This window comes from Streptomyces sp. NPDC037242, from assembly GCF_055604165.1.
In genome coordinates this window covers 1-14,841 of record NZ_JBVJUY010000007.1, presented here as the reverse complement: position 1 = coordinate 14,841, position 14,841 = coordinate 1, and the positions used below count along the sequence as shown (strand labels likewise).

Sequence of the window (14,841 nt, the reverse complement as noted above, 5' to 3'; positions counted from 1 at the left end):
CACCTGCGCCCCGCCCATTCCCCCGCCACCAGGTCCGTCCCGGGAGGACGTCCGTCATGACCCCCTTCTTCGAATGCTCCTACGAGGGCGAGCGGTTCGTCTGCTTCGACGACACGCCCCCCGGCGAGCCGCTGCTGCTCTTCCCCGCCCCCGCCGACACCGCCCTCGCCCTGCTCGATGCGGGCGGCTCCCCGGACGCCTTCGCCGAGTCGGTCCGGGGCGCGGGCCCCGGGCGGCTGGTCCCGGCCGCGGCCCGGGGCGCGGTGCGCCCGCGTCCGCCCGTGCTGCCGGACGCGCCCGGCACTGCCGTCGCGGGCGGCTTCATGCAGACCCACAACGTGAAGGTGGCCGCCGAGGGCGAGGCGGCCGGTCCCGAGCACCCGAACTGGTTCTTCAAGGGGCCGGGCAGCGCCCTGCGCGTCACCGGCGATCCCCTGGGCGTGCCGGCCGGGTCCGTGGCCATCTGCGAGGAGGCCGAGGTCGTCCTCGTCTACCGGACCGACGAGAAGGGCGAGCCCGCCTACCTCGGCCACACCTTCGGCAACGACCTGACCGACATCGGGCGGTTCCGGCAGAACCCGGCCCACCTCTCGTACGCCAAGCTGTGCGAGGCCTCGGTCTCCCCCTGGTTCTTCCCCGGCGAGCCGCCGAGGCGGGTGACCGGGCGGGTCACGGTCGAGCGCGCCGGGCAGGCCGCGTGGGAGGGGGAGTTCAGGACCGGCCTGGACGCCCTGCACTACCCGGTGGAGTCGATGACCGGGAACCTCTTCTCCCACCCGGGGCTGCGGGTCCCGGGCACCGTGCACTACGTGTTCCTCGGCGCCGACCGGAGCAGCTTCCACGCCGGATTCACCATCGCCGACGGCGACGTGCTCTCGCTCGACTTCCCGGACCACGGCGTCACGGTCACGAACCAGGTGCGCTGGCTGTGAGGCCCGCGCACGCACTGCGGGAACTCGACGACATCGAGGCGTCGTTCGCGTACATGCACGCCGAGCTCGGCGGCAGCACCCAGGTGACGACGCACCTCGCGGTCGCGCGCCGGTTCGGCCCGGGCGAGCTCGCCCGGGCCGCGGCGGCCTGGGTGCGGGGCCTCCCCGTACTGACGCTGCGGATCGGGGAGTCGGCGGACGGCGGGCTGTGGTTCCATGCGGGCCCGCCGCCCGGCCCGGAGCAGGTGCGCCACGGGGTGCTGGCTCCGGGCCACTCGCCCGGGCAGGTGCTGCGGGAGGAGCTCAACGAGGTACTGGCGACCGGCGGCGCCCTGTGGCGGCTGCGGGCGGTGGAGGACGTCGAGGGCGGGGCGACCCATCTCTTCTTCACCCGCAACCACGCGATCTCGGACGGGTTCACGACCGGGGTCATGGCGGGTGCGCTGCTCGGGCACCTCTTCGGCCCGGCACCGGAAGCTGATGGGGCCCCCGCGCAACTCGCCTCGCGTGAGGCTGCGTTCGCGTACCGTCCGCCGCGGTACGAGCCCGCCGTCGCCCCGGCGCCCGATGCGGCGGCCGCGCCGCCGGTGCCCTTCGACGCGGTGGCCCCCTGGGCGGAGCGCCGGGCGGACTACACGGCGCTCGACCTCTCGCCCGCCGAGTCCGCGCAGGTCCGGACGTACTGCGCGCAGCAGAGCGTCACCGTCAACGAGTTCTTCGCGACGGCGCTCGCGGAGTCCTTCGCCGCCGCGACCGGCCGGACCGAGCTGGAGATGTTCACCGCCGTGTCCCTGCGCGGCCGCGGCGAGCAGGAGCGGTTCCTGTCCGACCCCGGCTGCCGGATCGGCGTCGTACGGGCCCCGTTGCGGCTCGGGGACGAGGGGCTGGCGGCCAACGCGGACCGGTACCGGTCCGCCTTCCGGGCGGCCGACACCCGGTGGCGGCCGCCCGCGCGCGGCCACGCCGAGATACGTGCGGCCGTACGCTCCCTGGCCGACCGGGACGGCGCGCCGGGCATCTGCATCACCAACGTCGGCGTCGTCGATGCGGCCCTGGGCCCGCACGCGCACCACGTCACGCAGTTCCGGACCGTGGTGAACCGGACCGCGGCCAACTACGCGGTGGTCCTGCACCTGTCCACGCTCCGGGGAGCCTTCGGCCTGTCCCTGGCCTACGGCGCCCCGAGCGTGGACCGCGCGGTCGTCCTGCGGACGGCGGAGCTGCTCAGGGCGCGGGCGCTGGATCCCCGCCGTCCGGGGCCTCCCGCAGTACGAGGTCCAGCAGCCCGGGGAACCGCTCGTCGAACTCCGGCCGCCGCAGCCGGTTGAACCGCTTGGCCCCGTTGTCCCGCTGCTCGATCAGCCCGGCGGAGCGCAGCACCGCGAAGTGGTGACTCAGGGCCGCCTTGCGCACCGGGACGTCGAAGCTGCCGCAGGCGCGCGCCCAGTCGTCCGCCTCGCCGATCTCCCGTACGAGCGTGATCCGTACGGGATCGGCGAGCGCGGCCAGGGCGGTCTGCAGCGGGACGTCCCGGGGGTGCGTGTGCTCCGGCGGAGTGCGGTGCCGGGGCGCCGGGGGCTGTTCTGCGGTCATGGCGCCTCCTGGGCCGGATTGCTAAGTGTTCGATGGTGGGCATACACTTCTTTGTGTTCACGCTTCATCGAACAGTCTACTCGAGCGGCTTTCCGTACGCCCCTGCGCGCGATCCCCCAGGGCGTCACGACGACGAGGATCCCACCCGCCTCGCCGCCTCCTCTTCCATTCCATCCGAGGACGATTCATGTCTGAACCTCACAACCCGGAACACTCCGACGCCAAGAGCTCCGGCCTCAAGCGGCAGTTGACCCTGCTCGCGGCCTGCCTCGGCTTCGTCGTCGTCATCCTCGACGTCAGCGTCGTCAACGTGGCGACGGACGCCCTCAGCGAGGACTTCGGCGGCAGCCTCTCCGGCCTGGAGTGGGTGATCAACGGCTACACCCTCACCTTCGCCGCGTTCCTGCTGACCGCGGGCGCGATGGGAGACCGCTTCGACCCCAAGCGGATCTTCCAGGTGGGCTTCGCCCTGTTCGCCGTCACCTCCTTCGCCTGCGGCGCCGCCGACAGCCTGGTGGCGCTGGTCATCGCCCGGATCCTCCAGGGGGTGGGCGCCGCGATGATCGTGCCGTCCTCGCTCTCCATCGTGAACAAGGCCTTCCCCGACCCCGCTGAGCGCACCCGCGCCGTGAGCCTGTGGGCCGCGTCCGGCGGACTGGCCCTCGCGCTCGGTCCCGTGGTCGGCGGCGTGCTCATCTCCCAGTTCGGCTGGCGCTCGATCTTCTTCGTGAACGTGCCCATCGCCGCGGCCGGCGTCTGGCTGACGCAGACCAGCGCCCCCCGCAGCGCCGCCGCCCCGGCCGGCCGGCCCGCGCGTTCCTTCGACGTACCGGGACAGCTCCTCGCGATCGTGACCCTCGGCGCGCTGACCGCCGCCGTCATCGAGGCCAACGGGCTGGGCTGGGGCGCGCCGCTCGTCGTCGCCTGCCTGGTGGTGTTCGTCCTGGCGCTGGCGGGCTTCATCCTGGTGGAGCGGCGCAGCTCGGACCCCATGCTGCCGCTGTCGCTGTTCGGCCGGGGCGCGTTCACCGCGACCTCGCTGATCGGCGTGCTGGTGAACTTCTCCTTCTACGGCCTGATCTTCGTCTACAGCCTCTTCTTCCAGAAGGCCTGGGACTACTCGCCCATCGTCGCCGGACTCGCCTTCCTGCCCATGACCGCCACCATCATGATCGCGAACCTGGCCTGCGGGCCCCTGGTGAAGCGCTTCGGCTCGCGGACCGTGCTGATCAGCGGCAGCACCCTGGCCGCCGTCGGCTACCTCACCATGCTGCCGGCCGTCGGCTCCGCCTCCTACCCGGCCCTGGTCGCCCAGTTCCTGGTCGCGGGCGCCGGCATCGGCCTGGTCGTCCCGGCCATGACCAACGCCATGCTCTCCGCGGTCGACCCGGGCAACGCGGGCATCGCCTCGGGCGTGCTGAACGCCTCGCGCCAGATCGGCGGGCTGATCGGCGTCGCCGTCATGGGGATCCTCGTGGGCGCCGCCACGCCCGGCGACGCCTTCCTGTCCGGTCTGCGGGCCGCCCTGGTCCTGGCCGCCGTCGCCCTCGCCGCGGCCGCCGTCCTCAGCGCCACCGGTGTACGCCGCGCCGCCGGCGCCACCGCCAAGGCCGCGGCCGCGCGCCCGGCGAAGGCCGCCGCCCCTGCCACCGAGAACGCGTAAGGAGCCACCGCATGCCCCACCTCGTACTCGAATACTCCGGCAACGTACGGGAGACCCCCGACCCGGCGGCGCTGTTCACCGAACTGCACACCGCGCTCGCCGAGGCCGGCGGGTTCCGCCTCCAGGACTTCAAGAGCCGTGCCACGCGGGCGCAGGTGTACTTCATCGGCGACGGAAGCCGTGAACAGGCCTTCGTGAACCTCGACATCCGCACCTTCGCCGGCAAGTCCCCAGAGCTGCGCACCGTCGTGAGCGAGACCGCGCTGGCGGTCCTGCGCGAGCACTTCCGCCACACCCTCGCCGAGACGGACTGCGACGTGTCCGTCCAGATCACCGAGCTCGACCGGCCGAGCTACGCCCGTACCCGCTCGGCGGACCTCGCCGACACCACCGAACACGCCGCAGGAGGCGCAGCATGACCACAGGATTCCAGGGCCGACGCGTCCTCGTCGCAGGCGGCACCTCCGGGGTGGGACTGGCGGCCGCCGGTGAGTTCGCGGCCCGCGGGGCCGACGTCACCGTCGTCTCCCGCACCGAGGACAAGGTGCGCCGCGCGGTCCAGATCCTCGGCCCGACGGCCGACGGGCAGGTGCTCGACCTGCGCGACGCCGAAGGCATCGCCGCCTTCACCAAGGCCGCCGGCACCTTCGACCACGTGGTCGTCTCGGCGGCCGAGACGCCGATGGGCCGCGTGGACACCCTGCCGCTGGAGGACGCGTACGCGGCGATGGACAGCAAGTTCTGGGGTGCCTACCGGCTCGCGCGCGCCGTCTCCGTGGACCCGGCGGGCTCCCTCACCTTCGTCGCGGGGTACCTCTCCGTACGCCCCGGCAAGGCCTCGGCGCTGCAGAGCGCGATCAACGCCGCCCTGGAGGCCCTGGTCCGCGGGCTCGCCCTGGAACTGGCCCCGATCCGCGTCAACGCCGTATCGCCCGGGCTGCTGCGCACGCCCCTGTGGGACGCGCTGCCGGCGGAGGGTCGCGCGGCGATGTACGAGGCGGCGGCCCAGCGCCTGCCCGTGAACCGGGTGGGAGAGCCGCAGGACGTGGCGGCCGCGATCGCGATGGTCGCGGACAACGCCTACATGACGGGCACGACCCTCTTCGTCGACGGCGGCGGCTCCATCGCCTGACCCCCTACGACGGCGGCTCAGAGCCGGATGCGGGCGGCGATGGGCAGGTGGTCGCTGCCCGTGGGGGGCAGCGACCAGAGCTCCGTGACGGCCGCCGACCGGGTCATGATCTGGTCGATCCTGGCCACGGGGAACGCCGCGGGCCAGCTGAACGCGAACCCCGTTCCCCCGGTCTTGAGCCGGTGGGCGACCGGATCCAGACCGCGGTCGTCCACCGTGCTGTTGAGGTCGCCCAGCAGGACGACCCCGTCCACCGGCTCGGCGGCGATGGCGGCGCCGAGCAGCTCGGCGCTCTCGTCCCGGCGCGCGGAGCGCAACCCTGACGGGCCGATCCGGACCGAGGGCAGGTGCGCGACGTACACGGCGAGGTCCCCCCGCCGCGTGCTCGCGGTCGCCCGCAGACCTCGGTTCCAGTCCTCCCCCACCCCGGTCGGCCGGATGTCCACCGGCCGCACGTCCGCCAGCGGGTACTTCGACCAGAGCCCGACGGTGCCGTGCACCGCGTGGTGCGGGTAGTCCGCGGCCAGGGCCGCCTCGATGGGCGCCAGGACGGCCGGGGTCAGCTCCTCCAGGGCGATGAGGTCGGCGCGGACCTTCCCCAACGCCCGTGCGGTACCGGCCGGATCGGGGTTCTCGTCGCTGACGTTGTGCTGGACCGCGACCAGGTCGTGGGCCCGGCCGTGCGCGGGCAGCAGCAGGCCGCCGAAGAGGACCAGCCACGCGGTGACCGGCAGCAGCAGCGCGCACAGCGCCAGGGCCGAGCGGCGCAGCAGGGCCATGCCCAACAGGACCGGGACGCTCAGGCCCAGCCACGGCAGGAACGTCTCCAGCAGGCTGCCCGGCCGGCCGGCGACATCGGGCACGGCCCGGTGGAGGACGAGCAGGCAGGCCACGAGCGCGGCGAGCGCCCCGAGCACGCGCCCCCGCCGCGGCGACAGCCACCGGGGCTCCGCCGGCGCCGTACGGGTCTGCGCCGGCGCCGGCGCGGCCCCTTCCACCTGTTCCACTGCCCGCCCACCTCCGCTCGGATCCGTCCGGTGGACGACGCACGGCCGTCCCCCTCCGGTTCCGCCGCACGGTTGGGCCCCCGGGCGGAGGGGATCAGCCGATGCCCTCGCACAGCTCCAGGACCAGGGCGGCCACGGTCTGCGGTTCGCGCAGCGCCGGGTAGTGGTCGCTGGCGGCGATCCGTACGAGCCGGCAGTCCGGGATCCGCGCGGCCATGTCCTCGTTGCACCGGACCGCCTCGGGCTGGTCCTGCTCGCCGAGGGCGAGAACGCACGGGACGTCCAGTTCGCCGAGCCGGTCGAAGGCGGGCGCGTCCTCCACCTGGTGGGGCTGGTTGGCGAACCAGCCGGGGATCGCGGAGCGCAGCTGGGCGTCGACCTGGGGGTCGTCGCCGACGCCGGCGTTGCCCCACGTGCGCCGGCCGAGCGCGACCAGGCCGTCCACGTCACCGGCCTTGGCCAGTTCCCCGATCGCGGCGAACAGCTCCGGCACTTCCAGCCCGGCGTAGCCGGTGACACCGGGACAGAACAGGCCGAGCCCCGCGACGCGCCCGGGCGAATCCAGGGCGAGGCTGATCGCCGTGGCGCCGCCCATGCTGGAGCCGACCAGCACCGCCGCCCGGTCGAGTTCGAAGTGGTCGAGCACCGCCCGCAGGTCCTCGACCAGCGAGTAGCTCGCAGTGGGCGCCGGGGAGCGGCCGAAGCCCCGTACGTCGTAGCGGATCACCCGGTGCCGCGCCGCGAGCGCCGGCAGGATCGGGTCCCAGACCGTCGAGTCGCCGACGCCCGGATGCAGCAGTACGATCGGCTGCCCGGCGCCGCCCGAGTCGTCCGCCCACACTTCGCCGTCCTTGACGGCCACCATGAGTTCCATGGTCCGAGCCTGGCCGACGGGCGCCCCGGCGCGCCAGCCGCCCACGGGCCAACCGGCCGCCGCTCCACCGCCCTACGAGGAGGACTCCAGCAGCCGGATCGCCATCTCGCGCATCTCGATCTTGCGGATCTTCCCGGTGACGGTCATCGGGAACTCCTCGACGACGTGGACGTAGCGCGGGATCTTGTAGTGGGCGAGCCGGCCCGTGCAGTAGGCGCGCACGGCGGCCGCGGTCAGCGGCCGCGCGCCCTCGCGCATCCGCACCCAGGCCATCAGCTCCTCCCCGTACTTGGCATCGGGTACGCCGATGACCTGGACGTCCAGTACGTCCGGGTGAGCGTGGAGGAACTCCTCGATCTCGCGCGGGTAGAGGTTCTCCCCGCCCCGGATGACCATGTCCTTGATCCGTCCGGTGACGCTCAGGTAGCCCTCGTCGTCCATGACCGCCAGGTCGCCGGTGTGCATCCAGCGCTCCGCGTCCACGGCTTCGGCGGTCTCCTGCGGCCGGCCCCAGTAGCCGAGCATGACGGAGTAGCCGCGCGTGCACAGCTCGCCCGGTTCTCCGCGGGGCAGGGTCCGCCCGGTCCGCGGGTCGGCGACCTTCACCTCCAGGTGCGGGCCGACCCGGCCCACGGTCGACACCCGGCGCTCGACCGTGTCGTCGGCGCGCGTCTGCGTGGACACGGGTGAGGTCTCGGTCATGCCGTAGCAGATGGACACCTCGCGCATGCCCATGCGGTCGATGACCTCCTTCATCACCTCGACCGGGCAGGGCGAGCCCGCCATGATCCCGGTGCGCAGGCTGGACAGGTCGTACGCGTCGAAGCCCGGATCGGCCAGTTCGGCGATGAACATGGTCGGCACCCCGTAGAGGGAGGTGCAGGACTCCGCCTCGACCGCGGCGAGGGTGGCCGCCGGATCGAACGACGGCGCCGGGATGATCACCGCCGCGCCGTGGCTGGTGCAGGCCAGGTTTCCCATCACCATGCCGAAGCAGTGGTAGAAGGGCACCGGCACGCAGACGCGGTCCTGCTCGGTGTAGTGGCACAACTCACCGACGAAGAAACCGTTGTTGAGGATGTTGTGGTGCGACAGTGTCGCCCCCTTGGGGAAGCCGGTGGTCCCCGAGGTGTACTGGATATTGACCGGGTCGTACGGGCTCAACTCCACCTGAGCCCTGACGAGTTCGGCGGGATCTGCGTCTCGCCCCCGGTCCAGCAGAGCGGTCCACCGGGGTCCGTCCAGCAGGACGGTGAACTCCAGCTCCGGGCAGCGCGGGCGGACCTCCTCGATCATGGCGGCGTAGTCGGAGGTCTTGAAGCGGTCGGCCGCGACCAGGAGCCGGACCCCTGACTGCCGGAGCACGTACTCCAGCTCGTGCGAGCGGTACGCGGGGTTCACGGTCACCAGGATCGCCCCGATCCTGGCGGTGGCGTACTGGACCAGCATCCACTCGGCGCGGTTGGGGGCCCAGATCCCGACCCGGTCGCCCTTGCGGATGCCGAGGCCGAGCAGCCCGAGAGCCAGTGCGTCGACGTCGGCACCCAGCTCCGCGTACGTCCAGCGGCGTCCTGCGGCCATGTCGACGAGGGCGTCGCGGCCCGGGAAGCGGCGTACGGTGCGGTCCAGGTTCTCCCCGATGGTCTCCTCCAGCAGCGGGACTTCACAGGCCCCGGACGCGTGGCTCGACGAGGCAGAGGACGACGCGGCAGAAGACAACACGGACTCCCTGGACGAAGTGGACCGGCCCTCCCATGATCCCCGCCCCCCGGTTCCAGGACCAGGGGGCGTCTGGCGCGGCAGACGGGTGAAGGCGGCGTCCCCCGGACGGGGTGCCGCGCGGAGTGGTGTCCCGCGGGATGGCCCGCGGGTGCGGACATAGTGCCCGTATGACTCGAAACCTCTCGGCACCCCGGTGCGCCGGATGACCGGGCCCGCGACGGGCTGGCGGCCCGACGGCTGGGACGTGCGGGTCCGGCTCGGCGTGCTCACACCGCACGGGGACGTGGGGCCGGAGTCCGAACTGCGCGCGATGGCACCGGCCGACGTCGGCCTGCACGCCGCGCGCGTGCCCTTCGGCGCCATGCGGCGGGGCGGTGCGATGGATCCGGCGATCCCGCTCGCCCCGGTACGGGACTTCGCGGCGCCGCCCCATGTCGACGAGGCCGCCGGGCGGTTGGCCGCGGCCCCCCTCGCGGCGATCGCGTACGCGTTCACCAGCTCCGCCTACGTGATCGGCGCACAGGGCGAGGCGGAGATGCTCGCCCGGCTGAGCGCCCGCGCGCACGGGCTGCCGGTGGTCGCCACGTGCGCCGCGACCGTCGGCGCCCTGCGCGCGGCGGGCGCCGCCCGCGTCTGCCTGGTCGATCCGCCCTGGTTCGACGCGGCGCTGAACGGCCTCGGCCGGGCCTACTACGAGGCGGCGGGCTTCGAGGTGTGCTTCTCCGCCCCGTGCGCCCTGCCCAGCGACCAGGCCCGCATCAGGCCGGTCGATCTGCACGGCTGGGTGGCGGGCCACGTCCCCGACCGGGCCGAGGCCGTGGTCATCGGCGGCAACGGACTGCGGGCGGTCGGGGTGATCGAGGCCCTTGAGGCCACGCTCGGCCGGCCCGTGTTCACCGCGAACCAGGTGCTGTTGTGGGCGGCGCTCAACGCGGCCGGCACGCACACGGGCGACATCACGGGCTACGGACGGCTGTTCTCGCTGCCCACCGGTTGACCCCCGGTGCGCGGGCCCTTCGCCGTCCAGGCCTCCAGCTCGGCGAAGGCCGAGACGAAGGAGGGCAGCATGGGCCGCAGCCTCTCCGCGTCGTAGGGGACCAGCCCGTCGACGTGCGTGCCGCCGGGCACGAGTACGTAGCGGTGCAGCCGCGCGCGCCCGGCGCCGGTGACCATGCGGTCGTAGACGTCACCGAAGGTGGACGGCGGGGTCAGGGCGTCGAGGGTGCCCTGGATGCTGATCAGCGGGCGCTTGATCCGGCCGGTCAACGCGACCCGCTCGACGGCCCGGTGCACCTCCGGCGGGCGCGAGGCGAAGTCGTAGTCGGTGTCGCACCCGGCGCCCGTGCCCTCCGGGCACAGCGGGGTGCCCGCCTCGACGGCCCCGTCGTAGCCGGGGTCGAGCTCCTCGCGGACCACCCGCTGGAGGAAGTCCCACTGGCGCTCGTGGTGGGCGGCCCAGAGCTTCTCCGATCCCGCGGGATAGCCGGCCGCGAGCATCTGCGCGTGGGCGACCGGGTCACGGTCCTTCGCGTAGCGGGGGTAGGCGCGCAGGGCCGGCGGCAGCGTGGCGAGCAGGCCGCCCTCCTTGGTGAAGACGAGCGCGTTCCAGTCGAGGCCGCCGGTGTAGAGCGAGGGATGGTGCTCCAGCTGCCAGCGCACGAGGTAGCCGCCGGCGGACAGTCCGGCCGCGTAGGTGGTCCGCGGCGCGCGGCCGTAGTGCCGGTCCGCCACCTTCTTGGCGGCGACGGTGAGTTCGGTCATCCGGCGGTGCCATTCCATGATCGCGTCGCCGGGGCGCCGCCCGTCCTCGTAGAGCTCGGGGCCGGTGTTGCCCTTGTCGGTGGCGGCGTAGGCGTAGCCCTTGGCGAGCACCTGGTCGCTGATGATCCGGTCGTTGGCGTACTGCTCGCGGACCGAGGGCGGGCCCGCCACGACGAGGCCGCCGTTCCAGTGGTCGGGCAGCCGGATGACGAACTGGCTGTCGTGGTTCCAGCCGTGGTTGGTGTTGGTGGTGGAGGTGTCGGGGAAGTAGCCGTCGATCTGGACGCCGGGGACCCCGGACGGGGTCCGGGTTCCGGGGGCCTCCAGGCCGTCCCAGTCCTTGCGGTCGGTGTGCCCGGTGGCCTCGGTGCCCGTCGTGGTCAGATCGGCGAGGCGGGCGCTGACCGCGTACTCGGCGCCGGGCACCCGTACGGCGGGCGGGGCGCCCGGCCGGGCCGCCGCGGGGACCGCCAGGGTGGTCGCGACCAGCAGGGTGGCGAGGGCAGCACTGCGGAGCATGAGGTCTCCTCTCGGTGGGGGCTGTGACCCTGATGAACCTAGGAACCGCAGGTCACCGCGGGTAAGTGAGAGATGGCCAGGATCCCGCCGGCCACCGGGCACATGACCTCTGGCCAATCCTTCGCCCCGGTCTGCCGGCAGGCCCCGGATCCCGGCGCCCGCCCCCGTAGGCTGCACGGGAGACGAACGTGCGCCCGCCCCTTGAGGAGGCCCGATGACGCGGCCGGTGCCCTGGATACCCGCCGTCCTGTACGGCTCGGTACTGGCGGGCGGTGTCTACTACGCCGCGATCGGGCCGGGACTCGCCTGGCGGACGGCCGGATTCGCCTGCCTGCTCGCAGTGTTGACCGTCCTGGACGCCCGCGAGTGGCGGATCCATCCGTACGCGGTGTTCGCCGCCAGGGCGGTGCTGCTGTGCGCGGTGGCGGCCCTGGACGTCTCCGGGCTGTCGCGGGTGCTGTTCGTACTCGTCCCGTTCCTGGGGTACTTCGCCTTCGGCCCCGCCGCGGGCATCGCCCTGGGCGCCGGCTGCGTGGTCCTGCTGGCGGGGGCGCTCACCCTGTGGGTTCCGCAGTGGCAGCTGCGCGCCGAGTACATCTCGGACCTGCTGATGTTCTCCCTCGGCGTGGTGCTGGCGCTCGCCATGGCGGCGGTGGCCGTCCGCGAACAGCGGGCCCGCACCCGGCTGGAGGGCACCTTGGGCCAGGTCGCCGAGCTCTCCGCGGCCCGCGAGCGCAACCGGCTGGCCCGGGAGATCCACGACAGCCTCGGTCACCATCTGACGGCGATCGGGATCCAGTTGGAGACGGCGGAGGCGTTCTCCTCGATCGATCCGGCCGGTTCCGCGAAGGCGCTCTCCAGCGCCCGCTGGTCCGCGGGGCGCGCGCTGGACGAAGTACGGGCCTCCGTGCACACCTTGGGGCCCGGTGCGGAGTCCGGGGCGATCGGCCTGGACCGGGCCCTCGCCGACCTCGTCCACCACCTCGACGGCGGGGAGCGGCGCATCTCCCTCGCGGTGTCGGGCACCGAGCGCAGGCCGCTGCTGGTGCTCTACCGGGCGGTCCAGGAGGGCCTCACCAACGCCTGCCGGCACTCCGGCGCCACCGAGATCGACGTGGCGGTCTCGTACGACGAGCAGGGCGCGCGGCTGCGCGTGGCGGACAACGGCCGCGGTTTCGGCGGAGCCGAGGAGGGCTTCGGGATCGCGGGCCTGCGGGAGCGCGTGCGGCTGGCCGACGGGACCGTGGACATCCGCAGTTCGGAGCGGGGCACCGTACTGACGGTGGGGGTGCCCTGGTGACCGGGCGGAGCGTACGGGTCTATGTGGTCGACGACCAGGACCTCGTCCGGGAGGGCATCGCGGCGCTGCTGGGCATCCAGCCGGGCATCGAGGTGGCGGGCAGTGCCTGCGACGGCGCACAGGCCGCCGAGGAGGCGCCCGCCTGCCGGCCCGACGTGGTGCTGATGGACATCCGCATGCCCGGGCTCGACGGTGTCTCGGCGACGGCTCTGCTGCGCCGCCGGCTGCCGGAGTGCAAGATCGTGATGCTGACGACCTTCAACGACGACGAGTACGTCAGCCGGGCCCTGAAGGCGGGTGCGGTCGGCTACCTGCTGAAGAACCTGCCGGCCGCCGAACTCGCCCGGGCCGTGCGGCTGGCGCACGCCGGGATCGCCCAGTTCGACCAGACGGTCCTCGCGGGGCTGGCGGCCGGGCTGCCGGCCCCCGACGCGCTCACGCCCCGCGAGACCGAGGTCCTGCGGCTGATCTCGGGGGGCGCCACGAACAAGGAGATCGCCTCCCGCCTCTACCTCAGCGAAGGCACCGTCAAGAACCACATCTCCCGGGTCCTGAGCCGGCTGGGGCTGCGCGACCGGACCCAGGCCGCCCTCTACGCCCGGGACAACGGCCTCATCTGAGTCCCCTCCGGTGCACGGTGTACTCGACGGTGAACACCACATCGCGAGGATCTCGCGGCCCGAGCACTCGGCCATCGTCCTGGCACGTGGTCGCCCGGCTTGTCGGGGAGGAGTGCGCAGTACCACCACACGAAGGTGGCGTCGGGCGGTGAGGTCCTGGGCCTCCAGCACCGTGATGGACCGGGACCGGCACGGCGCCCGCGGTGAGCGGAGACGTCCGGCGGCCAGGTCCTGTCCCGACCGCGCGGTCACCGCCCCCCGCCCACCACTGCCGGCCGGGGGCCGCGACCCGGTGGACCTTGCCGGTCACGGCACTAGGGGGTGTCTGACGGCCGGCCTACCAGCGCACCGGGAGCCGGCTCACCCCTCGCATCAGACTGCCGGGCAGCCACAGCGGCGGGCCGCCGGCGGGGTCGTCGGCCAGGTCCGGGAACCGCTCCAGCAGGCCCCTGAGCGCGATACGACCCTCCATCCGGGCCAGCGGGGCGCCGATGCAGAAGTGCAGCCCGTGGCCGAAAGCCAGGTGGCCCTGGGGCGCGCGGTGGATGTCGAAGGTGTCGGCGTCCGCGAAGCGGGCGGGGTCGCGGTCGGCCCCGGCCAGCGAGACGAGCACGGTGGCTCCGGCCGGGATGGCGGTGCCGGCGATCTCCAGGTCCTCGCGGGCGAAGCGGAAGGTGGAGTTCTGCACGGGGCCGTCGTAGCGGAGCATCTCCTCGACCGCCCCGTCCAGGAGGCCGTCGAGGTCGCCGCGCAGCTCCGCGAGCTGTCCGGGGTGGGCCAGCAGGGCCCGTACACCGTTGGATATGAGGTTGACGGTGGTCTCGTGCCCCGCGACCAGCAGCAGGAAGGCCATGCCGATCAACTCGTCCGGGGACAGGGAGTCACCGTCCTCGTCACGCGTGCGGATCAGCGCGCTGAGCAGGTCCTCGCCGGGAGCCTTGGCCTTGGCTTCGACGAGCTCGGCGAGATAGGAACTGAGCTGCTGGTGCGCGCTGTTGTCCAGGCCGCCGGGGGTGGGCGCGACGACCTCGTTGGACCAGTAGCGGAAGCGCTCGCGGTCCAGGTCGGGGACGCCGAGCAGTTCGCAGATCACGGTCATGGGCAGGGGGAACGCGAGCGACTTGATCAGGTCGGCGCTGCGCTCCGGCCGCGCGGCCATCGCGTCGAGCAGTTCGTCGGTGATCTGCTGGATCCGGGGGCGCATGGCCTCCATCCGGCGGGAGGTGAACTCCCGGGCGACCAGGCGCCGCAGCCGGGTGTGGTGCGGCGGGTCCGACTCCAGCATGTTGGAGTTCGCCGCGGTGGCCAGCGCCTCCGGGAACCGGCCGGAGCCGGCCCAGTCCTTCGACAGGGCCGGGTGGTTGAGGGCCTGACGGGCCGCTTCGTGGCCGACGACGAGCCAGCTCGGTTCGAACTCGGCCGCCGAGGCGATGACCTCGTGGACCGGCCCGGCCTCGCGCAGCCTGGCGTAGAACGGGTAGGGATCGGCGTTGAAGTCCTCGGCGCTGGCGCTGATGTCGACTACGGGCATCGGTCCACAGTACGTGCGCCCCTCGCCCCGGCACGTGGTGATTTCCGGACACTCGCGCGGGGGCCGTAACCACCCCGGCGAGCGGTCGTTGAGCAGTGCACGCAGCTCCTCGCCGAGCTTGCGCCGGCGTACCGCGGGACCGTGCTGCACACCCGCCTCCTTCCACCGGCACAGCGCGCACCAGTCT

14 protein-coding genes are annotated in these 14,841 nt (G+C 73.3%); 8 read left to right on the top strand and 6 right to left on the bottom strand.

Features of this window, described 5'->3' with window-relative positions:
* Nucleotides 1-56: 56 nt before the first annotated feature.
* Nucleotides 57-932: an FAH family protein gene (locus tag ACZ7GJ_RS10690; protein WP_470750814.1), complete on the top strand. Its 876-nt coding sequence runs from the start codon at nt 57-59 to the stop codon at nt 930-932.
* A complete protein-coding gene (locus ACZ7GJ_RS10685; RefSeq protein WP_470750813.1) occupies nt 929-2,260 on the top strand; it encodes a hypothetical protein in 1,332 nt (443 codons plus the stop codon). Before ACZ7GJ_RS10690 ends, ACZ7GJ_RS10685 begins: the two co-directional genes overlap by 4 nt.
* Here ACZ7GJ_RS10685 and ACZ7GJ_RS10680 read toward each other — a convergent pair.
* Nucleotides 2,157-2,525, bottom strand: a complete 369-nt coding sequence (locus ACZ7GJ_RS10680) for an ArsR/SmtB family transcription factor (RefSeq protein ID WP_365922582.1) — start codon at nt 2,523-2,525, stop codon at nt 2,157-2,159. The two genes, ACZ7GJ_RS10685 and ACZ7GJ_RS10680, sit on opposite strands and share 104 nt — an antisense overlap.
* 187 nt (nt 2,526-2,712) lie before the next feature.
* Here ACZ7GJ_RS10680 and ACZ7GJ_RS10675 point away from each other — a divergent pair, with 187 nt between their 5' ends.
* The 3 genes from ACZ7GJ_RS10675 to ACZ7GJ_RS10665 are packed head-to-tail and all read left to right on the top strand — an operon-like array spanning nt 2,713 to nt 5,320.
* On the top strand, nt 2,713-4,188 hold the full coding sequence (locus ACZ7GJ_RS10675; RefSeq protein WP_470750811.1) for an MFS transporter: 1,476 nt from the start codon (nt 2,713-2,715) through the stop codon (nt 4,186-4,188).
* An 11-nt stretch (nt 4,189-4,199) separates the two neighbouring features.
* Complete coding sequence (locus ACZ7GJ_RS10670; protein WP_470750809.1) at nt 4,200-4,607, top strand: 5-carboxymethyl-2-hydroxymuconate Delta-isomerase; 408 nt, start codon at nt 4,200-4,202, stop codon at nt 4,605-4,607.
* Nucleotides 4,604-5,320, top strand: coding sequence for an SDR family oxidoreductase (locus ACZ7GJ_RS10665; protein WP_470750808.1), 717 nt, complete (start codon nt 4,604-4,606; stop codon nt 5,318-5,320). Before ACZ7GJ_RS10670 ends, ACZ7GJ_RS10665 begins: the two co-directional genes overlap by 4 nt.
* A 17-nt stretch (nt 5,321-5,337) precedes the next feature.
* Here the strand turns inward: ACZ7GJ_RS10665 and ACZ7GJ_RS10660 are convergent, their stop codons facing one another.
* The 3 genes from ACZ7GJ_RS10660 to ACZ7GJ_RS10650 form a co-directional block, all read right to left on the bottom strand.
* Nucleotides 5,338-6,318 (bottom strand): endonuclease/exonuclease/phosphatase family protein, encoded by a 981-nt coding sequence (locus tag ACZ7GJ_RS10660; protein WP_470751054.1) that lies wholly within the window; start codon nt 6,316-6,318, stop codon nt 5,338-5,340.
* A 103-nt stretch (nt 6,319-6,421) separates the two neighbouring features.
* Nucleotides 6,422-7,201, bottom strand: a complete 780-nt coding sequence (locus tag ACZ7GJ_RS10655) for an alpha/beta fold hydrolase (protein WP_470750807.1) — start codon at nt 7,199-7,201, stop codon at nt 6,422-6,424.
* 72 nt (nt 7,202-7,273) lie between these two features.
* Nucleotides 7,274-8,920, bottom strand: a complete 1,647-nt coding sequence (locus tag ACZ7GJ_RS10650) for an AMP-binding protein (RefSeq protein WP_470750806.1) — start codon at nt 8,918-8,920, stop codon at nt 7,274-7,276.
* A 205-nt stretch (nt 8,921-9,125) separates the two neighbouring features.
* Between ACZ7GJ_RS10650 and ACZ7GJ_RS10645 the strand changes: the two genes are divergently transcribed.
* Nucleotides 9,126-9,920 (top strand): maleate cis-trans isomerase family protein, encoded by a 795-nt coding sequence (locus tag ACZ7GJ_RS10645; protein ID WP_470750805.1) that lies wholly within the window; start codon nt 9,126-9,128, stop codon nt 9,918-9,920.
* Here ACZ7GJ_RS10645 and ACZ7GJ_RS10640 read toward each other — a convergent pair.
* A complete protein-coding gene (locus tag ACZ7GJ_RS10640; RefSeq protein ID WP_470750804.1) occupies nt 9,887-11,203 on the bottom strand; it encodes a tannase/feruloyl esterase family alpha/beta hydrolase in 1,317 nt (438 codons plus the stop codon). The two genes, ACZ7GJ_RS10645 and ACZ7GJ_RS10640, sit on opposite strands and share 34 nt — an antisense overlap.
* Nucleotides 11,204-11,417: 214 nt before the next feature.
* Between ACZ7GJ_RS10640 and ACZ7GJ_RS10635 the strand changes: the two genes are divergently transcribed.
* Complete coding sequence (locus tag ACZ7GJ_RS10635) at nt 11,418-12,503, top strand: sensor histidine kinase (RefSeq protein WP_470750803.1); 1,086 nt, start codon at nt 11,418-11,420, stop codon at nt 12,501-12,503.
* On the top strand, nt 12,500-13,123 hold the full coding sequence (locus ACZ7GJ_RS10630; RefSeq protein WP_470750801.1) for a response regulator transcription factor: 624 nt from the start codon (nt 12,500-12,502) through the stop codon (nt 13,121-13,123). Before ACZ7GJ_RS10635 ends, ACZ7GJ_RS10630 begins: the two co-directional genes overlap by 4 nt.
* A 337-nt stretch (nt 13,124-13,460) precedes the next feature.
* Here the strand turns inward: ACZ7GJ_RS10630 and ACZ7GJ_RS10625 are convergent, their stop codons facing one another.
* Nucleotides 13,461-14,654 carry a cytochrome P450 family protein gene (locus tag ACZ7GJ_RS10625; RefSeq protein WP_470750799.1) on the bottom strand — a complete coding sequence of 398 codons (1,194 nt, stop codon included), beginning with the start codon at nt 14,652-14,654 and terminating at the stop codon, nt 13,461-13,463.
* Nucleotides 14,655-14,841: the final 187 nt, after the last annotated feature.